We start from the raw sequence: 13,952 nt of genomic DNA, 5'->3' as shown, positions 1-13,952 counted from the left end.
ACACGCAAGTTTAGCTGGTATTGAGAATGAAGTCGAATACGCATCCGCTTTGCAGATCAGAATCGCCTTATATTTGCCAGACTTATACCAGCACAGCTGCGGTAGCCATTCTGCAACTCATGGCCGGAACCATAAGCCGGGTCGATGTAAAGGCATTTTTTCCGGACTCAGAAACGGATTACGCAAGGTGATGATAGTACGGGACTTCAAATTTGCATTTTTAATCGCATCCTGATTGGCCCGCTGAAAAATTTTTTCAAAAGTGCCGTTTTTAATCAGCTCTTCCAACCCGCGTTGTATGTCCTGCGCCATTTTTGGCTCACGTGGACTGACAAAAAAATACAAGGCGGATGGGTAATACAAAACGATGTGCTTATCAATCACCAGGTCGAGAAAAGGCCGCTGATCAAGCTCATTCTGAATTTCAAAAACAGCGCGTGGAAAATAATCAAAACGTCCGGCCTTCAGCATCGTAAATAAAGGGTCATAAGAAGCAGATGTTTTGACCAGCAACCCATTATTTCTCAGAATCGCGACATCGGGCCAGTCCATTTCCTGCCCGGCGCTAAAAGCACTCAGATCTTTCAATGTTCTTACTTCACGAAAAATCTCTGCATCCGCCGCTCTGACCAGCGCCAGACGCCATCCCAGCAAACCTTTGTCGATAGGAATGCGGATAGGGATCAGTTGTGCTTCTCTCTGATCCGTGCTCATCGTCCACAGAATATCAACGACTCCATTTGGCGAAGTCAGTTCATAAATAGCCCGGGCCTGCTGCATCGCAACCTCACTCGCCTGCAACTGATACGGCTGGCCACTCGCCTTCACAGCATGCCGGAGAATTTCCAACACATAGTCTGCATGCGGGTCGGCATTGAGTGAGACCAGAGGGTAGCGGATCAGCGCTGTTTTTTTTGCCGCATCTGCCGCACTGGCAAGCGGTATCGCCAGAAGCAGGTTCAGGATCAGTAGCACTATCGTAGATATCCATGACAACAGAAATAAACAACGTTGTTTCATGCTTGTCTGCTTTCTTTAGCAAAAAACCAGGAACAGCAATTATTTTTTAACAGCGGACACAGTAAGGCTGCCTGCTATCTGCACCACAGAGATGTTGCTCCAGTGTAGTCGGGCGATGCTGACTTGTGTCAATCATCAATGCAAAGGCTGGTAGATATTTTGATATTTTTTATTGCCCACATCAGGGGTAAAACAGCATTCCCAGTACAACAGAAAAACAAGAAAAGAAAGTTCACGCAGCAAACAACAGCCGTGATCTGAATAAAATTTTTGCAGTTTGCTATACCCTCGTCATCTTTGTGTACTACCATTGATGCTATTTTCCCAACCCTATCTGAACCTCTATGAAAAAGATATTCATTTCAGCCATGATGTTATGCGCGACCAGCCTGCCGCAACTCAGTTTTGCCTGGGGTGCCGATGGTCACCAGACGGTCGGGGCGATTGCTGATCAATTACTGAGCGGTACCAAGGCCGGTGCCCAGGTCAAAGCTCTGCTCGGTGACAACACGCTGGAAAAAATGGCGGTATGGGGCGACTGCGTTAAAGGCATTTCGCCTGAAAAGGATTATGCGTACACCTCAGCCGGACGCTATCCGGAATGCGCACCGTTTGAAAATCCTGCCGGCATCGCCGCAATGGCCGATTATGTCCGTCGCAACAATACGAATTGCAACCCGGCTTTTGATGAAGAAAACTGCCATAAGCAATATCACTATGCCGATGTCGCTCTGCAGCACGATCATTACAAGACCGGCTATGTCGGCACCAGTGATCATGATGTCGTGAATGCGATTCGTGCCGCTGCGCTGGTCTTGCAGGGAAAACCGCAGCCTAAGCCATTTGCATTTAAAGATAAGCAGGAAGCACTGGCCTTACTGACGCACTATGTTGGCGACATTCATCAACCGCTGCACGTAGGTTCGGTATTTCTGAACGCGGAAGGCAAGATCGTTAATCCGGATGAAGGCGAGTACGACCGTGGCAGCAATACCGTCGGCGGCAATGCTTTGCAGTGCCCTTGCGGCAATCTGCATTCTTTATGGGATGATTTGCCGCAGCAATTTAAACGCGGCCGCATGAATGAAGCATTAACCAAAAAAGCGCGCACGCTGAACGTGGCAAAAGCACCGCTGGAACAATTACCTGCCTTGTGGGCAGATGATGCCGTCAGTGACGCTAAAAAATTATTTGCAGGAACACAGTTCAGCAAAAGCACCCCGAATCAGCGCGGCAACAGCTGGTCGATCGCGCTGCCGCTGGAATATGAAAAAACCATGGTCAGTATGAAAGAAGATGCCTTAGTGCGTGCAGGTGCACATCTGGCGCAGATCTTACAAACTGTCTGGCCAGAATAATCACTCCGCTACCAAAGGACTACTATGAGTTTCTCTCCATTTCGCTGGATAGGCCAGGGCTTCCGATATCTGTGGCGCGCGCTGGATTTCAGCCGCCGGGTTTTGTTGAATTTACTGCTACTGGTATTTTTCATCGCGCTGCTGATCGGTATTTTTTCCGGTGGAGTCAAAAAGCTGGAAGATAAGACCGCGCTGATTCTGGATTTCAAAGGGGCGCTGGTTGAACAACACTCGGGCAATGCCCGCGAAGCTTTGCTCGCTGAAGCACAGGGTAACGCTAAAAAGAGTACGCAATTGCGCGACATACTGAGCGTGCTCGACAACGCCGCCAAGGACGACAAGATACACAGCGCCGTTCTGCTGCTTGACGATATGGGTGGCGCAGGCTTGCCGATGTTGCGTGAAGTCGCAGCGGCGATTGACCGCTTCAAAGCGTCCGGCAAGCCCGTGATTGCATGGGGTTCAAATTTCGATCAGCGTCAGTATTTTCTGGCAGCACATGCGAATCAGGTTTATCTGCACCCTATGGGTTCAGTGATGATGACGGGCTTCGGCCGCTATCGTAACTACTACCGCGATGCGCTCGACAAAGTCGGTGTGACGGTGAATTTACTCAAGGTCGGTACCTACAAAAGCTTTGCCGAGCCTTACATTGCGAACGAGCCATCGCCAGCCGCAATGGAAGCCGATACTTTCCTCTACAACGCGATGTGGAAAACCTATACCGACAATGTAGAGAAAGCGCGCAAACTGCCTGCCGGCAGCATCATGCAAGGCATTAATGAACTGCCTGAACAAATGAAGGCCGCTGGCGACGACAGCGCCAAACTGGCGTTAAATCTGAAGCTTGTCGATGGTTTGAAAACCCGCGACGAATTGCGTGATCTGATGCTGAAAAACGGTGCCAGAGACGAACAAGGTAAAACATTCCGTCAGATTGCCTTTGATGATTATCTCGCTCGTCAGAAACCACAGTTATTCGGTAACGCGGTTGGCGTTGTGGTGGCTTCCGGTGAAATCAGCGAAGGAAATGCGACCGCGGGTTCTATCGGTGGTTTGTCGACATCGAAACTGATCCGCAAAGCGCGGGAAGATGACAGTATCAAAGCCATCGTCTTGCGTGTTGATTCGCCTGGCGGCAGTGCTTTCGGTTCCGAATTAATCCGTCGTGAACTGGAGCTGACGCGCAAGGCAGGCAAGCCTGTCGTGGTTTCCATGGGTAACGTTGCGGCATCAGGCGGTTACTGGATTTCCATGGCGGCCGACGAAGTGATCGCTGATGAAGCGACTGTCACTGGTTCTATCGGCGTGTTTGCGATTCTGCCGACCGCAGAAAAAGCGCTGGATAAACTCGGCGTACATACCGGCGGTACTACGACCACTTGGCTGGGCGACGGTTTTAATCCTTTGCGTCCGCTGAATCCGAAATTCGGTGAACTGGTACAGAGCAGTATCAATCACATTTACTCGGAATTTACCGGTAAAGCCGCAGCCGCCCGTAAAACGACTCCAGAGAAAATCGATGCTGTCGCGCAGGGACGTGTCTGGACTGGTGCGCAGGCAAAAGAACGCAATCTGGTTGATACCGTTGGCAGCTATTCCGACGCCTTAAAATCGGCTGCGAATCGCGCAAAACTCGGCAGCGATTTCCGCGTCAGTTATGTAGAACCGGAAATGTCGAAAGTTGACCGTATTTTTGATTTGCTCGGCTCACAAACGGCCAAAGTACTGCAACAGCAATTCAAGGTCGCACTGGTACCGACCGGCGTACCGCCGGCAGCAGCATTGCAAATGGCATCCGAACTGAGCTGGCTCGCCGACATTAATAAAGACGGCAAAGGCTATACGGCACTGACGCATTGTCTGTGTACGAATCCTTAATCTAAGGCTAAGGCTAAGCGACAGAGCATATAAAAAAGGGAGCAATCGCTCCCTTTTTTTATGTCGCTTTACATCGCCGTTTTATGCGGCAACGCGTTTCTTCGCCTCTTCATCGTAGAGCTCTTTTTTCGACAATTTTCCGACCGGCGTTTTCGGTAATTCCGGGCGAATTTCCATCGCCTGCGGCATTTCATGTTTGCCGAGTTTGTCTTTCAAAAACTCTTTCAACACATCGAAACTAAACGGCGTCTGTCCTGTTTTGAGTTTGATAAACGCTTTCGCCGCCTGACCACGATATTCATCAGGAATACCGATCACACTGACTTCGGCCACTGCCGGATGCTGGTAAATAGCTTCCTCGATATTGCGCGGATAGACATTGTAGCCGCCCGATAAAATCATATCTTTGGTGCGGTCCACGATGTAGATGAAACCGTCTTCATCCATATAGCCGACGTCGCCGGTGCGGAAATAACCGTCGGCGGTAAACGCATCGCGGGTCGCTTCCGGTTTATTCCAATAGCCTTTCATGACGTTCGCACCGGCAACGCAGATTTCGCCGCGCTCACCTCTCGCCACAAACGTGCGCGGGTCATCGATGCTGGCAAATTTAAAGCGTATGCCCGGTGTCGGCAAACCGCAGGAACCTGCTTTACGCACACCGGAAACAGGCGTGAAAGTGCCAGTCGGTGAGGTCTCAGTCATGCCCCAGCCTTCCAACAAAGTGCAGCCGGTAATACTCTGGAACTGCTGCAACACCTCGGCAGGTAAAGGGGCGCCTCCGGAATTACAGAATTTGAGCGAACGCAGATCGAAGTCTTTGATCTGCGGATAATGAATGATGGCGGTGTACATCGTCGGCACACCAGGAAATACCGTAATTTTTTTGGCTGCCAGATCCTTGACCACGGCTTCCACATCAAAGCGGGTATGCAGCACAATTTCTGCCCCGAGGCGGATACCGAACAACATATCCACCGTCAGCGCATAAATGTGGAACAGCGGTAACACCGCCAGCAAACGCTCTTTGCCTTCTTCTAACAAGCGTGGCTCGGTCTGCGTGGTTTCAACGATCTGGCTGCAGGCAGCAGTCAGATTCGCATGCGTCAGCATCGCGCCTTTCGCCAACCCGGTGGTGCCGCCGGTGTATTGCAACACCGCGATCGTCTTGACAGGATCGGTCGCAGCCACCGGTGTGTACTGGCCATCATTCGCCAGCAAATCAGCAAACAGCACATGTTGCGCATCCTGCGGAATCGTGCACAACTGTGCGGCTTTATCGAGATTAGCGCGGACTGCATCGGGATACGGTGTCATTTCAGCGATGTTGCCGATGATGAGTTTTTGCAGACGTGTATGCGTCAGCATTTTCGCCATCTGCGGATACAGCATGCTCATGTCCAGCGTGACCAGCATATCGGTATGGCTGTCTTCGATTTTATGCTCCAGCACTTTTTCGGCGTCCAGCGGCGAGTAATTCACGACCGTGCCGCCAGCCTGCAAAATCGCAAAAAAACTGATCACATAATGCGGCGTATTCGGCAAAAACAAACCGACGTGCACGCCTGGCTTAATGCCGAGCTGCTGAAATCCTTTGGTCGCCTGATCGACCAGTGTCTGCAATTCACGGTAGCTGGTTTTCTTGCCCATGAATTCCAGTGCGGGTAAATCCGGCCAGCGGGCGACTGCATCATGCAGCAGTTGCGGCACGCTGCTGAGTGTTAATGCGGCATCCCAGTGTACGCCCGCAGGGTAAGAATTGATCCAAGGTGTGTCGCTCATTTTTGTCTCCTGAATAATGGTTTTTTTGGAAAATTAAGCACAACAGATCGCCAGAAGCATGAAAAATACTCCCGGGGAGTATTTTTTAAACCCCTTTATTTATGCTGAGAATAAGCTGTTTTTTAAAGATACTCCCCTAAATTCATAAAAATACGGTTTGAATACAGTTTCAATACAAATAGGCTACCGATAGATACCGGATTTTTGCAGGCGACGCTATGAACGACAAAAGACCGGAAAAACCGGTCTGTGTCACTGTCGCAGAAGTAACGACAAATACAACGACAAATACAACGACAAATGCAACGATCAATGCAGGAAAAAATTCCGCCGCCGCTGTGATCAAACCGCCACAGAGACAGCGGAATATTGTCACTTTGCCGGCATATATTTTTTCAATTCCATTTTGCCGATCTGGTTACGATGTACTTCGTCCGGGCCATCGGCAAGGCGCAAGGTACGCGCCTGCGCATACGCATACGCCACGCCGAAATCGTCCGACACACCGCCACCGCCATGCGCCTGTATCGCCCAGTCGATCACCTGACAAGCCATATTCGGCGCTGCAACTTTAATCATCGCGATTTCTTTGGCTGCGGCTTTATTGCCAACAGTATCCATCATCTGTGCCGCATTCAGCACCAGAAACCGTGCCTGATCAATCAGGATGCGGGCATTGGCGATGCGTTCCAGCGTCACGCCCTGCTCGGCCACCCGCTTACCAAAAGCAACCCGGCTCAGCGAACGTTTGCACATGTCTTCCAACGCGCGCTCTGCCAGACCGATCAGGCGCATGCAGTGATGTATGCGGCCAGGGCCAAGACGTCCTTGTGCGATCTCAAAGCCACGGCCTTCACCTAGCAACATATTCGATGCCGGTACGCGCACATTTTCAAACAAGACTTCGCCATGACCATGCGGTGCGTCGTCATAACCGAACACCGGCAAGGCGCGCAATATCGTCACGCCCGGCGTATCGCGCGGCACGATGATCATGGATTGCTGCTTGTGCCGGTTTTCATTCTGCGGATCGCTTTTACCCATGAAAATAAACACTTTGCAGCGCGGATCATTGGCGCCGGAAGACCACCATTTGCGACCGTTAATCACGTACTCGTCGCCATCGCGCACGATAGAAGATTCGATATTAGTCGCATCGGATGAAGCAACACCTGGCTCGGTCATTGCGAAGCAAGAACGGATTTCGCCATTTAATAGTGGCGTCAGCCATTGCTGCTGTTGCGCGGGTGTGCCGTAACGCGCCAGCACTTCCATATTGCCGGTATCGGGTGCTGAGCAGTTAAACACTTCTGCTGACCACAAGGAACGTCCCATGATTTCGCACAATGGTGCGTATTCCAGATTCGTCAGACCCGCGCCCTGATCGGATTCCGGCAGAAACAGATTCCATAAACCAGCAGCGCGGGCTTTGGCTTTGAGTTGTTCGACGATTTTCGTCGGTATCCACGCGTCCCCCGCCTGACGGTTCGCGGCGATTTCACCAAAAAATACTTTTTCATTCGGATAGATGTGCTCGTCCATAAACGCGATCAGACGTGCTTGCAACTCTTTGACTTTAGGGCTGTACTGGAAATCCATGATGATCCTCTGATATAAAGAAAATCTGCGATGCCTGAAGCATCCGATTTGATTAACTGATGACTTCAGCTGACTAAGTAACCGCCATCGACATTGATGCAGGCACCTGTCGTATAGCTTGACGCGTTGGAAGCGAGATACAACACGGTTCCCGCCATTTCATCCGGTTCGGCAATGCGTTTCATCGGAATCCGGGTCAGGGCTTTTTCCAGAATCGCCGGATTGTGGAATAAAGCGGAAGCAAATTTAGTATCGGTCGCACCCGGCAGCAATGCGTTCACACGCACGCCCATCGGTGCGCATTCCTGCGCGAAGGATTTGGTCATCGCAATCACCGCTGCTTTGGTGATCGAATAAATGCCCTGCATCGCGCCCGGAATAACGCCATTCACAGAGGCGACGTTGATGATGCTGCCGCCGCCATTTTTTGCCATCAGCTTCGCGCCCGCGCTGCACATAAAGAAATAGCCGCGGATATTCACATCCACTGTTTTTTGAAATGCACCGACATCGGTTTCTGTGATGTGGCCGAAATGCGGATTGGTCGCCGCATTGTTCACCAGAATATCGAGCCGTCCATGCGCCGCAGTAATGTCAGCAAACAAGGCATCGATCTGCGCCATTTCACCGATATGACAGGCGCGTGCCTCTGCCGTGCCGCCAGCAGCCGCAATCGCCGCCACGACGGCCTCACAGGCTTCCGCTTTGCGACTGGACACAATCACATGCGCGCCGCGTCCCGCCAATGTCTTTGCAATCGACTCGCCGATACCTCGGCTGGCACCAGTGACCAGTGCGACTTTGCCACTCAGATCAAACATGTCTGTCATTCTTTACTCCTAAACGTAGGTAATGCTTTTCGGGTTATTCAAGACTTCGAGATGAGAAAAATTATTCAGATAAGCGAGCGCCAGACGCACCGGGCGCTCTGGCGTGGCGGTTTGTACGTGCAGCCGGGTTACGGCGCTGTTGACCAGCGACCAGTTGAGTTCGGCAAAACGGGGATCGGGAAAGCCCAGCACGTGCTGGCAAATGGCAGAAATCGTGCCGCCGGAAGTGAAAATCGCAATGTTTTTGGCGCCATCATCCAAGGCCAGTTGCCGTTGCAAGGCCTGCACACAACGCGTTTGAAACGCTTGCCAGGTTTCGCTGTAATCGGCATCGTGTTGCCCGGAAACCCAGCGTGCGACGGCTTGCGAAAAAATATCCTGAAACGCCTGTTTGCCGTTCGGCGTATTCATCAGAAAATGTTTGACTGCGGCCGGATCATCGAACTCCGGCACATGACGCGCCAGCACTTCATGGTGGTTGTATTCATTAAAATCAGCATCGGTGTGCCATGCTGAGGTGTCGGTCTGGCTCGCCTCTTGCGATTGCAACGTGGATATACAGGCGAGTGCCGTTTGCTGATGACGTTGCATGCCGCCGGTAACGATGCGGCCGATGTTCAACTCACGCTGCGCCCACCAGCGTCCCAGATGTTGCGCCTGTTGCTGCCCAAGATCAGAAAGCTGATCGTAGTTCTGACTGCCAAACGATGCCTGTCCGTGACGTACCAGGTAAATCTGTGCCATTGTTTCCTCGTTGTGCCAACTATCTGAGCACTGAGTGTAAGGTGACGGATATAATTGATCAAATGAATAGTTATTATCAAACACTATTAATATCATGCATATATCCAGAGTTGATCTGAATCTGTTTACCGTTTTTGAAGCGATTTACAGCGAGGGCAGCGTAACTCGCGCCAGCCAGCAACTGCATCTGACCCAGCCCGCGATCAGCCATGCGCTGAATCGTCTGCGGCAGATGTTTGATGACCCGCTGTTTGTGCGGCAAGGACAAACCATGGTCTCGACGCCACTGGCGCGCAGCATCATCGAACCGGTGCGACAGGCCTTGCGCGGCTTAGAGATGACACTGACCGACAATGGCAATTTCGATCCGGCGCAAGCGGTGAAGCTGTTCAATCTGGCTTTACGCGATGTGCTTGAATCGACGGTTTTACCGCCGCTACTGGAACGCATTACACAGCAGGCACCTGAAATCAATCTGGCCGCAATCCAGGTCGAACGACGTGAGCTGGTTAGTGAGCTGGCAGCAGGCACATTAGATCTGGCAATCGATATGCTGCTGCCCTTGCCGAATGAAATCCGGCGGCAGCAAATTTCACGCGACACGACCGTCGTGCTGGCGCGCCATGATCATCCGCTCATCAAAGGTAAGCTGGATCTGGATACCTATTTGCAGGCGGAACATATCCTCGCCAGCTCGCGTCGCAAAGGAATGGGGCTGGAAGATTTCGAGCTCAGTCGCTTAGGATTGCAAAGAAGAATACGGCTGCGCTGTCAGCATTATTTTGCTGCTTGCCGGGTTGTCAGTCAGACCGATTTATTACTGACCATGCCAGAGGGTTACGCGCGTATTGCGAATCAGCAATTTGGCAATCAGATTCTGCCATTGCCAGTCAGCATGCCGTCGTGGGATGTCTATCTGTACTGGCATCAGAATGTGGAACATGATCCCGCCAACCGCTGGTTACGCGAGCAGGTGATTCAGTCGGTATCGGGGAAATGAGATATGTTTTTGTGCTTTACGTACTGATTTTCGTGATCCGGCAAAACATAAAACAGATGCCGACGCACCGTAAACAATCTGCGATGAGTCGGCAACAGCAAAGTGCAGCTTATCTAGCTTAAGGATATCAATTTGAAGATGCTGACATTAAAATCCAGACGCACTTTTAAACACACTACCACCCTGTGCGGTGACAACGGAATTTGTCGTATCAAAGTAAATCAGTATGCCTCTGATGCCATTGTCATACGACATCCAGGAGTTGAGCGTATAAGTCGCCCCCCGCTTGGTTGAGCCCGGCAGGTAAGTACAACCTAAGGTCTGGTTAACTTGCGCCATCGTCATACCAACGGTAATACGATTGTATCTGTCGAGATTGAGGTTCGCAGACGTGCAGGTTGCTGAAACCGTACCCGGTTGCTGTGGCGTAAAACCAAAACGCACCAATGGCATGACCGTCCCATTTGGCAATTGCAAAGTGGCAGTCGTCGTGCTGGTAAAGTTAATCACTACAGAGCCGACAGCATCATTGGTCACCACCGCACTTTTGTACTGCCCATTTAAAGTCTGACCGCCACCGTACGAAATCCACTTACCCTGATATAAAGTGTCAGACGTCATCGGGGCTGGACCTGAGACGTACCAGACTGGCGTACCGGCATTGTCATACATAAATCCAGCCATAAACATGGAGCCATTTTGCACTTCAATCGCAAAACCGCGGCCACCTTCTGCTGGGTTCCACCACCAGCCATTTTCCGGCGGAGTAGCGCCAGCTAAACCCGCGCTCAAGAGCAGTGGCGCGATCACTGCGACTTTCAGCATTTTCATTACACGACTCAGCATATAGTTACTTTCATTAAATGACTTGATCAAATCCTTGCAGGGCTGATGCAATACGGACATGCGATTGCCAAGAGTCACCTGAAAGAAACCACTACATTTTATCTAGTTATATTTTTATACATAATTGATACTTTGTAACCAATAATTACAAGGAAACAATGTTATGACGCAGACAGAGAGTGAAAGCTCGGCGGAAGCGGTATCGTCCGGTAACAAAATCCTGAATGCCATCAAAATACAAAGAGGCTCAGGACAATGACGAACTGCGAGAAACGAGAAAATAAAAATTGGAAAGGAATGAAGAGCAAGACAGCAAAGAAAACTTTGCACCTTAAAAGAGTCACAACAGAGTAGGACTACTGAGCAGTGTCGTACGCAATGCCGATCACACAAGCACCACGTTCACGATGCCACGGACAATGGCAGGGAAAAACAGAAGAAAAAAAGACGACGCGGTGGCGTCGCAGATCGATGTATAGCACTGATAACTTATTTGCCGGCTTGCGGCTCATCAGGTAACAAACAGGCATCGATGATTTGCAAATCATTGTCTTTCGCAAAATTCACCACGAAATGATATGCCAACGGTTCAATATCACGAATCGCTTCGTTCACCACAACAGAACGCACGCCATTTAAAAGAATCGGGCGCACATAAGGTGAGTATTGCAGATGCGAATGCCGTCCACCGTCCGGGCTGAAACAGGACATGGCGCCGCAAAGACGCTCCGCCCAATCGCTGGGGCGAAATTGTTTTCCATCGCTGGTGATTCCCTGGATGAAAAACTCGCGTACGGGCTTATGATGAGTTTTTTTTGAATCGGCCATGTGCTCGGCTCGCTATGAAGCAAAATAAAAAAGCATCAATGCCATTATGTGACACTAAGCTTTCAAAATACATGAGTATTATATCTTATAGAAGACTTGGATCGAAACCTGAGCGTCAGATAAATATCCAAACAGGCCAACCATGATCACGTCACCTCTCAATATAGTGCATTTTCAGCGATGTAAACTTTACAAATAGATACAGTCACGTCGTCAGGGTGTAACGTTTTATTAGCACCGCGGCCATTTATTGTAAAAAGCAACCAGATTCCGGGCATATTCTTTTTGCGTATCGGCATTAACAAGGCTGCAACACCGTCTGAAATAAAAGGACAACAGACCCTCATTAAATCCAGACTTCATGCTAAACAGGAAAACAAAAACATGTCAGAAATTTGGTGTCGCACTTAAAAACGACGTCAGAACGACAGAAAGTGTGCAGGTGCGTGGCTAGGCTTGGATCAGGCAAGAGGCGGCGCGTACTTCGCCGGGAATTAATGAATATACTGCCGCATCAACACTATTTCCGTTCAGACGCAGACGGTTGCGCGCCAGACACTCAAGTTGCGCGCCGACCTTGTCGGCAACACGACGGCTCGCCAGATTAGCGATGGCAATCACCAATTCAACTCTGAGCAGTCGTAATTCAGTAAAAGCGTATTGGGTAAGAAAAGATGCTACCGTTGTGGCAATGCCCTGCCCTTGCCAGCGAGGCGCTACCCAGTAACTGAGATTACCGCGCTGGTGGATGCGGTCTATCATATTGACGCCTGCCGCGCCTAACAGTTGGCCGGACTCTTTATCGAACACACCAAATTCATAGCCAGTCTGAAATGCCCGCTCTTGCGCGCAGACTGCGAACCATTCCAACGCTTGCTCTTCTGTGTATTGACGGTCACACCATCCCATCCATGGATCTGCATTGATCGCAGATTCTCGTGCAATGGCGGCAAATGCGGCCGCATCATTTTTTTCCAATGCACGTAAGAAGATATCAGGCATGTTTCATTGTTTCATCCGTCGCGAGCAGATGTGACCACAAAATGGCAATCAGACCCAGACTGAAAACGACAATAATGCCAGCAGCAACATCCACAGCAACAACGCACGCCAGACCAGACCGACGACGCTTTGCAGCGCACGTGGCGTTGCTTCGCTTCCGGGTTGACTTTCCAGCTCGAGGCTGTCAACGTCCACTGCCGTTGCATCTGCTTGCAACACCATCGCTTTTTCTTCGGGCTCACCTAATCGCAAACCCAGCGCACCACCGCCTGCGGACAAAATAATACCAACCGCCTCATCCGACCAGCGATCAGCATAATTGCGCCAAGAATATACCGCGTCTTCGAAATTGCCGACAATGGCAAATGCGACGGCAGTCAAACGAGCTGGAACCCAGTCTATCCAATAGAATACTTTTGCAGCATAAACACCGAACTCTTCATTTTTCATATGCTCAGGCTCTGTCCAGGCATGAGCAAGATATTCGGCAACCCGGTACATCACAGCACAAGCCGGCCCGACAGGCATCAGAAACCAGAAAAACACCCCGAATACATTACGGTGCGTGGCGATGAGTGAACGCTCAACAGCAAGGCGAGAAATCTCCGATACATCAAGCTCACTGGTATCGCGGTGTATCCAATCTGACAGATGACGTCTGGCAGCATCCTCGTCACCCGCGCTGAGGGCCAGTTGTATTGAGGTAAAGTAATGGCTGTAACGACGGAATCCCAGCGTCAGATAAACAATCACCACATTCCATGCAAATGCGGCAAACGGGCTCAGGCGCAGACAAAGCCAGTAGATCAATGCGGTCGGAATTGTCAGCGAGCCAACCACAATCCACCAGCCCAGTCGGCCATGGGCAACCTTACCAGCATTGAACGAGGCTTCAATTTTATTTGCCAGCGCCTGTATCTGTGCATAGATAGGATTATCTGCACGCAAGGGTTTGAGTTGCTCAAAAAGGAGGGCAAACAAAATAGAAATAAATGTCATGATAGGCTGAACTAGATTCGCAGTCAGGCGACTGTCTTAGAAGAATTTACCGGTGCGGCAAGT

General features: G+C 50.6%; 12 protein-coding genes. 3 read left to right on the top strand and 9 right to left on the bottom strand.

Translation table 11 applies throughout. The annotated features are described in order from the left end of the window. Positions 1–117: 117 nt before the first annotated feature. The gene (locus tag H8K38_RS02120) at positions 118–1,020 is read right to left on the bottom strand and encodes an ABC transporter substrate-binding protein (protein ID WP_186883120.1); all 903 of its coding nucleotides are present in this window, start codon (positions 1,018–1,020) and stop codon (positions 118–120) included. 344 nt (positions 1,021–1,364) lie between these two features. On the opposite strand from H8K38_RS02120, the gene H8K38_RS02115 reads away from it, so the two are divergent. Both H8K38_RS02115 and sppA read left to right on the top strand, forming a co-directional pair. Beyond that, positions 1,365–2,378: a S1/P1 nuclease gene (locus H8K38_RS02115; RefSeq protein WP_186883119.1), complete on the top strand. Its 1,014-nt coding sequence runs from the start codon at positions 1,365–1,367 to the stop codon at positions 2,376–2,378. A 24-nt stretch (positions 2,379–2,402) separates the two neighbouring features. Continuing rightward, positions 2,403–4,259 (top strand): signal peptide peptidase SppA, encoded by a 1,857-nt coding sequence (gene sppA, locus H8K38_RS02110; RefSeq protein WP_186883118.1) that lies wholly within the window; start codon positions 2,403–2,405, stop codon positions 4,257–4,259. A gap of 81 nt (positions 4,260–4,340) precedes the next feature. Here sppA and H8K38_RS02105 read toward each other — a convergent pair whose 3' ends face one another. The 4 genes from H8K38_RS02105 to H8K38_RS02090 all read right to left on the bottom strand — a co-directional run bounded on the left by H8K38_RS02105 (position 4,341) and on the right by H8K38_RS02090 (position 9,214). Next, positions 4,341–6,041, bottom strand: a complete 1,701-nt coding sequence (locus tag H8K38_RS02105; protein ID WP_186883117.1) for a long-chain fatty acid--CoA ligase — start codon at positions 6,039–6,041, stop codon at positions 4,341–4,343. 372 nt (positions 6,042–6,413) lie between these two features. Then, entirely contained in the window at positions 6,414–7,640 is a 1,227-nt protein-coding gene (locus tag H8K38_RS02100) for an acyl-CoA dehydrogenase (protein ID WP_186883116.1), read from the bottom strand. A gap of 65 nt (positions 7,641–7,705) precedes the next feature. Continuing rightward, positions 7,706–8,470 carry an SDR family oxidoreductase gene (locus H8K38_RS02095; protein WP_186883115.1) on the bottom strand — a complete coding sequence of 255 codons (765 nt, stop codon included), beginning with the start codon at positions 8,468–8,470 and terminating at the stop codon, positions 7,706–7,708. A gap of 9 nt (positions 8,471–8,479) precedes the next feature. Continuing rightward, positions 8,480–9,214, bottom strand: coding sequence for a histidine phosphatase family protein (locus H8K38_RS02090; RefSeq protein WP_186883114.1), 735 nt, complete (start codon positions 9,212–9,214; stop codon positions 8,480–8,482). A gap of 94 nt (positions 9,215–9,308) precedes the next feature. Between H8K38_RS02090 and H8K38_RS02085 the strand changes: the two genes are divergently transcribed. Continuing rightward, positions 9,309–10,214 carry a LysR family transcriptional regulator gene (locus tag H8K38_RS02085; protein ID WP_186883113.1) on the top strand — a complete coding sequence of 302 codons (906 nt, stop codon included), beginning with the start codon at positions 9,309–9,311 and terminating at the stop codon, positions 10,212–10,214. A gap of 147 nt (positions 10,215–10,361) precedes the next feature. Here the strand turns inward: H8K38_RS02085 and H8K38_RS02080 are convergent, their stop codons facing one another. The 4 genes from H8K38_RS02080 to H8K38_RS02065 form a co-directional block, all read right to left on the bottom strand. Then, the gene (locus H8K38_RS02080; RefSeq protein ID WP_186883112.1) at positions 10,362–11,045 is read right to left on the bottom strand and encodes a hypothetical protein; all 684 of its coding nucleotides are present in this window, start codon (positions 11,043–11,045) and stop codon (positions 10,362–10,364) included. Between the two features lie 504 nt (positions 11,046–11,549). Then, on the bottom strand, positions 11,550–11,888 hold the full coding sequence (locus tag H8K38_RS02075; protein WP_186883111.1) for a DUF3579 domain-containing protein: 339 nt from the start codon (positions 11,886–11,888) through the stop codon (positions 11,550–11,552). A gap of 450 nt (positions 11,889–12,338) precedes the next feature. Continuing rightward, complete coding sequence (locus tag H8K38_RS02070; protein ID WP_186883110.1) at positions 12,339–12,890, bottom strand: GNAT family N-acetyltransferase; 552 nt, start codon at positions 12,888–12,890, stop codon at positions 12,339–12,341. Between the two features lie 48 nt (positions 12,891–12,938). Beyond that, positions 12,939–13,889 (bottom strand): CobD/CbiB family protein, encoded by a 951-nt coding sequence (locus H8K38_RS02065; RefSeq protein ID WP_186883109.1) that lies wholly within the window; start codon positions 13,887–13,889, stop codon positions 12,939–12,941. Between the last annotated feature and the right edge of the window lie 63 nt (positions 13,890–13,952).

It is taken from the genome of Undibacterium sp. FT79W (genome assembly GCF_014284215.1).
GTDB classification, from domain to species: Bacteria; Pseudomonadota; Gammaproteobacteria; order Burkholderiales; family Burkholderiaceae_D; genus Undibacterium; species Undibacterium aquatile.
Note: the sequence above shows the minus strand (reverse complement) of the source record. Positions and strands in the feature narration are given on the sequence as shown.

Coding starts and splice junctions, on each gene's coding strand:
- H8K38_RS02120 (WP_186883120.1), bottom strand. CDS start 1,020: ATGAAACAACGTTGTTTATTTCTGTTGTCATGGATATCTACGATAGTG.
- H8K38_RS02115 (WP_186883119.1), top strand. CDS start 1,365: ATGAAAAAGATATTCATTTCAGCCATGATGTTATGCGCGACCAGCCTG.
- sppA (WP_186883118.1), top strand. CDS start 2,403: ATGAGTTTCTCTCCATTTCGCTGGATAGGCCAGGGCTTCCGATATCTG.
- H8K38_RS02105 (WP_186883117.1), bottom strand. CDS start 6,041: ATGAGCGACACACCTTGGATCAATTCTTACCCTGCGGGCGTACACTGG.
- H8K38_RS02100 (WP_186883116.1), bottom strand. CDS start 7,640: ATGGATTTCCAGTACAGCCCTAAAGTCAAAGAGTTGCAAGCACGTCTG.
- H8K38_RS02095 (WP_186883115.1), bottom strand. CDS start 8,470: ATGACAGACATGTTTGATCTGAGTGGCAAAGTCGCACTGGTCACTGGT.
- H8K38_RS02090 (WP_186883114.1), bottom strand. CDS start 9,214: ATGGCACAGATTTACCTGGTACGTCACGGACAGGCATCGTTTGGCAGT.
- H8K38_RS02085 (WP_186883113.1), top strand. CDS start 9,309: ATGCATATATCCAGAGTTGATCTGAATCTGTTTACCGTTTTTGAAGCG.
- H8K38_RS02080 (WP_186883112.1), bottom strand. CDS start 11,045: ATGAAAATGCTGAAAGTCGCAGTGATCGCGCCACTGCTCTTGAGCGCG.
- H8K38_RS02075 (WP_186883111.1), bottom strand. CDS start 11,888: ATGGCCGATTCAAAAAAAACTCATCATAAGCCCGTACGCGAGTTTTTC.
- H8K38_RS02070 (WP_186883110.1), bottom strand. CDS start 12,890: ATGCCTGATATCTTCTTACGTGCATTGGAAAAAAATGATGCGGCCGCA.
- H8K38_RS02065 (WP_186883109.1), bottom strand. CDS start 13,889: ATGACATTTATTTCTATTTTGTTTGCCCTCCTTTTTGAGCAACTCAAA.